The 5,110-nt window shown below is 50.4% G+C and carries 5 protein-coding genes, 1 tRNA gene and 1 pseudogene; 5 read left to right on the top strand and 2 right to left on the bottom strand.

Features of this window, described 5'->3' with window-relative positions:
• Window positions 1-259 precede the first annotated feature (259 nt).
• Window positions 260-1,060 carry an IclR family transcriptional regulator gene (locus LCF40_RS22875; RefSeq protein WP_224830424.1) on the top strand — a complete coding sequence of 267 codons (801 nt, stop codon included), beginning with the start codon at window positions 260-262 and terminating at the stop codon, window positions 1,058-1,060.
• 344 nt (window positions 1,061-1,404) lie between these two features.
• On the opposite strand, the gene LCF40_RS22870 is transcribed toward LCF40_RS22875, so the two are convergent.
• On the bottom strand, window positions 1,405-1,686 hold the full coding sequence (locus tag LCF40_RS22870; protein ID WP_224830423.1) for a DUF8072 family protein: 282 nt from the start codon (window positions 1,684-1,686) through the stop codon (window positions 1,405-1,407).
• Between the two features lie 364 nt (window positions 1,687-2,050).
• On the opposite strand from LCF40_RS22870, the gene LCF40_RS22865 reads away from it, so the two are divergent.
• From LCF40_RS22865 to LCF40_RS22850, 4 genes are all read left to right on the top strand, one after another.
• Window positions 2,051-2,230, top strand: coding sequence for a DUF5786 family protein (locus tag LCF40_RS22865; protein ID WP_318247923.1), 180 nt, complete (start codon window positions 2,051-2,053; stop codon window positions 2,228-2,230).
• Between the two features lie 283 nt (window positions 2,231-2,513).
• Window positions 2,514-2,588 (top strand) — tRNA-Glu (locus LCF40_RS22860).
• Window positions 2,589-2,645: 57 nt separating this feature from the next.
• The gene (locus tag LCF40_RS22855; RefSeq protein ID WP_224830422.1) at window positions 2,646-3,638 is read left to right on the top strand and encodes a transposase; all 993 of its coding nucleotides are present in this window, start codon (window positions 2,646-2,648) and stop codon (window positions 3,636-3,638) included.
• An 82-nt stretch (window positions 3,639-3,720) separates the two neighbouring features.
• Window positions 3,721-4,641: a DMT family transporter gene (locus LCF40_RS22850; protein ID WP_318247922.1), complete on the top strand. Its 921-nt coding sequence runs from the start codon at window positions 3,721-3,723 to the stop codon at window positions 4,639-4,641.
• A 263-nt stretch (window positions 4,642-4,904) separates the two neighbouring features.
• On the opposite strand, the pseudogene LCF40_RS22845 reads toward LCF40_RS22850, so the two are convergent.
• Window positions 4,905-5,110 (bottom strand): annotated as a pseudogene (locus LCF40_RS22845) (ISH3 family transposase); the annotation flags it as partial.

Here is a 5,110-nt window from a genome sequence, read left to right as displayed (position 1 = left end):
TTAAACATAGACTGTTCTAATTATCTAATAAATCTGCTAAAAACACCCCGCTCGACTGCAAACGTATTATCTATCTGTCTGTACCAATCCTGTCTCAGCACTCAACAACACGAGACTTGGTAGGGTCTGTTACCAGACTGCCTATGAGGGTACCTTCACTACCGTTTTTGGCATAGGATCGCAGTAGGAGGGATGGCCGGATAGCTTAATAGTTCGAGATAACCGAACCATTATATCGATTCAGCCGGTACAGGAAGCTATGACAAAGCAGACAGCGAAAACCACAAAACGGTCACTAGACGTAATCGATACGATTCAAACATTGGGTGGCGCAACACTCGATGAACTCACCGGGGAGTTGGAGATAGCGAGAAGTACGGTTCACCTCCACCTCCAGACACTTCTTGAAGAAGGGTATCTCACAAAGGAGGGTGCGGTATATCACATTGGATTGCGGTTCCTCAATCACGGTGAATATGCACGCTCACGCAAGAAGGCATACACGCTGGCGAAGCAGACCGTAACAGACCTTTCTGACCGAATCGACGAAGAGGTCGAATTCGTTGTTGAGAACGATAATCGTGGCATTCTCGTCCATGAATCCTTCCATCCGGATAGCCACTTTCCAACTAAGGAACGACATATCTCTACCACGCCTAGTTCTGCTGGAATCTACTATTATCTCCACAGCGTTGCAACTGGTAAAGCGATTCTCGCCGAATTTCCTGATGAGCATCTCGAGGCGGTACTGGACGACTGGGGGCTTCCTGAACAGACAGCACACACTATCACGGACCAGGACGAGTTCTTTCGAGAACTAGAAGAGATTCGTGACCGAGGCATTGCATTCGCCGACGAAGAGTATGTTGACGGTCTCAGAGAAGTCGGGCGACGTGTGATCGGTCCTGATGGGAGTGTTCTCGGTGCGATCGCCATCATCGGTCCGAAATACCGGTTCACGAACGAACGGTATACCAGCGAGCTGCCGGAAATCCTGAGAGAATACGTCAACGACCTCGAGACCGAAATCAGTGATTCGTACTTAGATGACTATCGCTAGGTAATCGGATCACTCTCCTACTTCACCATCTTGTCCAGGTATACTGTATTATTATATATGTCTCCTGTTTTCGGAGTGAGGTTATAGATATATATTACACCCGTATGAATGTAATTCTTTGAGGACGATTGCGAAATAGCATGACGCGACACCAATATTGTCCGATAAATCTGGACTATTATATATGGATGGGGTATACTGTCTTCGAAGAACCGATAACCGTCATCAACTGGATTAATGGCAGCTGTCGGCAAAGGGACGACTGGAACGGAGATGTTGACTTATACTGCAAAATATGAAATATAGTGAATAGGTTTACGATTTAATTCCTAGTGAACAAGAGGTTACGGTCTCTCTCTGGTGACTTCAGTTACCGTCCCGATCATCGTCCACTCCGACTCGTCTCCGTCCTTCCGTCCGACCAGAACTGATTCGTTATCTGAGCTCGTGATAAATCGGTAGTTCGCCTCATCGCCCTCGCACACACCCTCTGCCTGAAAGTCCTGCTGAAAGAACTCGGCCCCGGAAATATGAAATATGCCTGTCGTTCCCTCGTTAAGTGTGAGCTCAACGGGATCAGGACTAGTTTGGTGTATTCGCTTCGCGATCGGGTTGAGATCTGCCATATCTATGTACTAGGGTTGCCACCTATAAGTCGTACCGATTCTGCACTTAATCACTTGATGACTTCATTACGCACATCTATATTGCGAATGGAATCGTCGCGTCTCAAAACAACGTACTCTGTTCCAGGCCGCTCGTCGTTCTCAACCAGTTCTCGAAGATACACTCGACAGAATTGGGAGAAAAAGCCGCTTTGGCCCACTAGTGCTCTTTCCCTGTAATCAGGCTTGCTCTCCACTGGGATAGGTCTCAAGGCCGTTGTGATACGTCTACAGAAATTGAGCCACACCATTCTCATCAACCTTTATCGCCTACTTCGAGTGACCGATACCTTGATTATGATGCCATCCGAAGTTTCGAATTCACATGGGAATGGGTGACTATGACCAGCGTGAGTACGAACGTCACGAGCAACTGATCTCGGAGATCGAGTCTGACTCGGACGAACAACCCAACGAGTATCGTGGCAAAATATCGTTCGACGAGGGGAGTTCAACCGGTGAACTCCTTGAGAATCTTCAAAAAATCAAATCAGACGAATCGTGATTGAGTTAGAGAAGGACTTCGACCAAACGGTTTATCTTCATCTGAGGAGTACTCCTTAACATGGCGTTTGATGAGGTCCTTAGTGGTGACCAGCTCACAGGCCGACAAGCCGCGATGATCTTCTTCGCTTGGTTAATACTAGTGTTGATAGCTGGTATCATCATATTACTGATCACAAGGAGTACAATTGGATAACCAATTGTCACATCTGCCTTGGTGAACCATCTTGTCAACGTATGGGTTGATAGATAGGTTTAACGGATTCCAGCAACGAGGTCAATATGCTCCGTTGGTGTAGCTAGGCCAATCATCTCGGCATTTCAGGCCGAGGACTGAGGTTCAAATCCTTGACGGGGCATCGAGGGTGTCATAGAACGATTACCACACCAAAGAGCAGGGTGAATGCTGAGGTGGTATGCACTCAGCGACCCTGCAAGAGAACCATTCGATAGACTCGTTCTTCAATGTCGTGGAGACAGCGACGCTAGCGCTGTTTGAGTACCTCTCCTTAGAGTTTCTCGACGAGTTCGACGTGTTCGCCCCGGCGGAGACGGGGCGAACACGAGAGCACCAACCACCCGAGATGATGCGTGGATTCCTCCACTGTTACTACCACGATGTCTACGGGATTCGTCCGGTTGCACGGGAGCTTCAGAACACGTTCGTCTGGCTCAGCTGTGGCTTCGATCGACCGCCGTCCAGAGACGCGGTCGATCGCTTCCTCACCGACCTCGAACACGTCGTCGACGAGGTCTTCGACCATCTCGTCGAGCAGGCCGCCCGCCGCGGCCTGCTCGACTTGACCTACTCCATTGATTCGACGGACGTGAGAGCGATGCCCGCCGATCAAGATGCGTCGAAATGCTATGATCCAACGACCGAAGAGTACTACCACGGCTACGGCTGCACAATTGTCTCGACCGGGCAAAAGATCCCGATCGCAGCGGAGTTCACCGAGAGTAAGCAAGCACCAGAGGAGACGGCGATGCGCGTCACGCGTGACGCGCTCGCCGTCGCTCAGCCGATCTGGATGCTCGGTGACAGCGCCTACGACACGCTTGACTGGCACGACTACCTGCTAGCCGCAGGAGTCGTGCCAGTCGCCCCGTACAACGCACGAAACACCGATGATCCGCTCGATATCGAGTACAGGATCGAAGACCGCATCACCGAACACAGTGCGGACATTCAGCTGCACCAATCGACGCTAGACGAGACGTACAATCGCCGGACGGGAGTTGAGCGAACCAACGAGGCAGTCAAGAACTGCGGCCTCGGGCGCACTCACGCCCGAGGCCGCGTCCACGCACGAGCGCAGGTGTTTCTTGCGCTCTGTCTTCGCCTCGTCGTCGCAATCACCAACGACGAACGCGGAGACAATCCTGGGAGCACGATCATCACGGTGTGAGAACTCTTCTATGACACCCTCGGGGCATCAATTACTGAGCTATAGTCGCTGTTCAAACCAATAAATTGATAAGCAAATCTTGATGAGAATCCCCATGAACTGGGTTCGGTCCGTCCTTTCTTTCACCATCTTGGGTCTCTTATGGGGAAGTTCGTTCGTTGCAATTGAGGCAGGACTTCCTTACTTTCCACCAATTCTATTCGCAGCACTCCGATACTACGTTGCTGGAGCAGTGATCCTTGTGTTTGCTATAATGACTACCGAATACTGGCGCCCTCGCTCTTATCAAGATTGGATCGTTATCCTAATCGCAGGTGCCTTCATCATTGGAGGCCATCACGCGTTTTTGTATATAGGTCAACAGTATATTTCTGGAACTGTAGCAGCTGTTATCATCAGTCTGGGTCCCATTCTTACCATGATGTTCGCAACCTTTCTGTTGGACGAGTCCTTGACTGCGATGCGTATCGTTGGATTGGGCCTTGGATTCGTTGGTGTAACTTTAATAGCTGGTCCAACTGATATATTTTTAATCACAACTAGTGTGCTTGGGAGCGGCCTAGTATTCCTTGCAGCATCGGCTTTTGCGTTAGGTTCTGTTCTTACTCGTCCTTATCGAACCAAGATGCCAGTTCAGAGCATGCAAGGATGGGCGATGCTCCTGGGTGCAGGACTGCTCCATGTCGTTGGGGCCGGCACAGGTGAACATTTGGAAGCGATTCAATGGACACCACCTGCAATTATTTCACTAATCCATCTTAGCCTTATTTCTGGAGCAGTTGCGTTTCTCCTTTATTTCCAGTTACTGGATCAGCATGGTCCGGCAGAAATTAATCTCATCGGATATTTCGAGCCCGTTGCTGCGGCGCTCTTAAGCTGGGTAATTTTCGGTCGGTTAGTAGATCTCCCTACGGCAACCGGTTTTATTGCAATATTTGGTGGATTTCTCCTTATCAAATACCAATCATTGATACAATTGTTTCCGATTATGAAAGATATATGAAGAATATCCTGTAACGTTCATCCCGATACCTTGTAACACAGCAGTTTCTCGAACCAGTCGTCCGATGAATTAAGCTTCAGCCGATCACAGCAGTGACCGCACGAATGCATTGAGAACATGCTGAACCGGTCTGATCTGTGCTCAGATAGTGTCGGAGGATTGGCGAAGACGGTGATCAGCACTGGATAGTCGCTGTCGGCGGCGATCCGCCGCCGACGCGACAGCGTTTCCACTCACGAGGGGTGCCCTCTCACGAGGACACCTTACCGGAAGAACCGGTCGTCGAGTGGTTGGTTCGCTGGAACAGACCTTCGAACGCCAAACGCTGTCCAGACAGCGCGCAGCACCATCTCACAGAACTCCGTGAACGGCCAGTCCCAGAGGCGGCGCCCCCCACGGCGGGGCGCCGCCACGTACTTCCAGTGGAGATACCGCCAGACGTTCTGCAGCAAGAGACTCACGACGAACA

The organism is Saliphagus infecundisoli (genome assembly GCF_020177375.1).
Classification (GTDB): domain Archaea; phylum Halobacteriota; class Halobacteria; order Halobacteriales; family Natrialbaceae; genus Saliphagus; species Saliphagus infecundisoli.
This window is presented reverse-complemented; position numbering and strand designations above follow the sequence as displayed.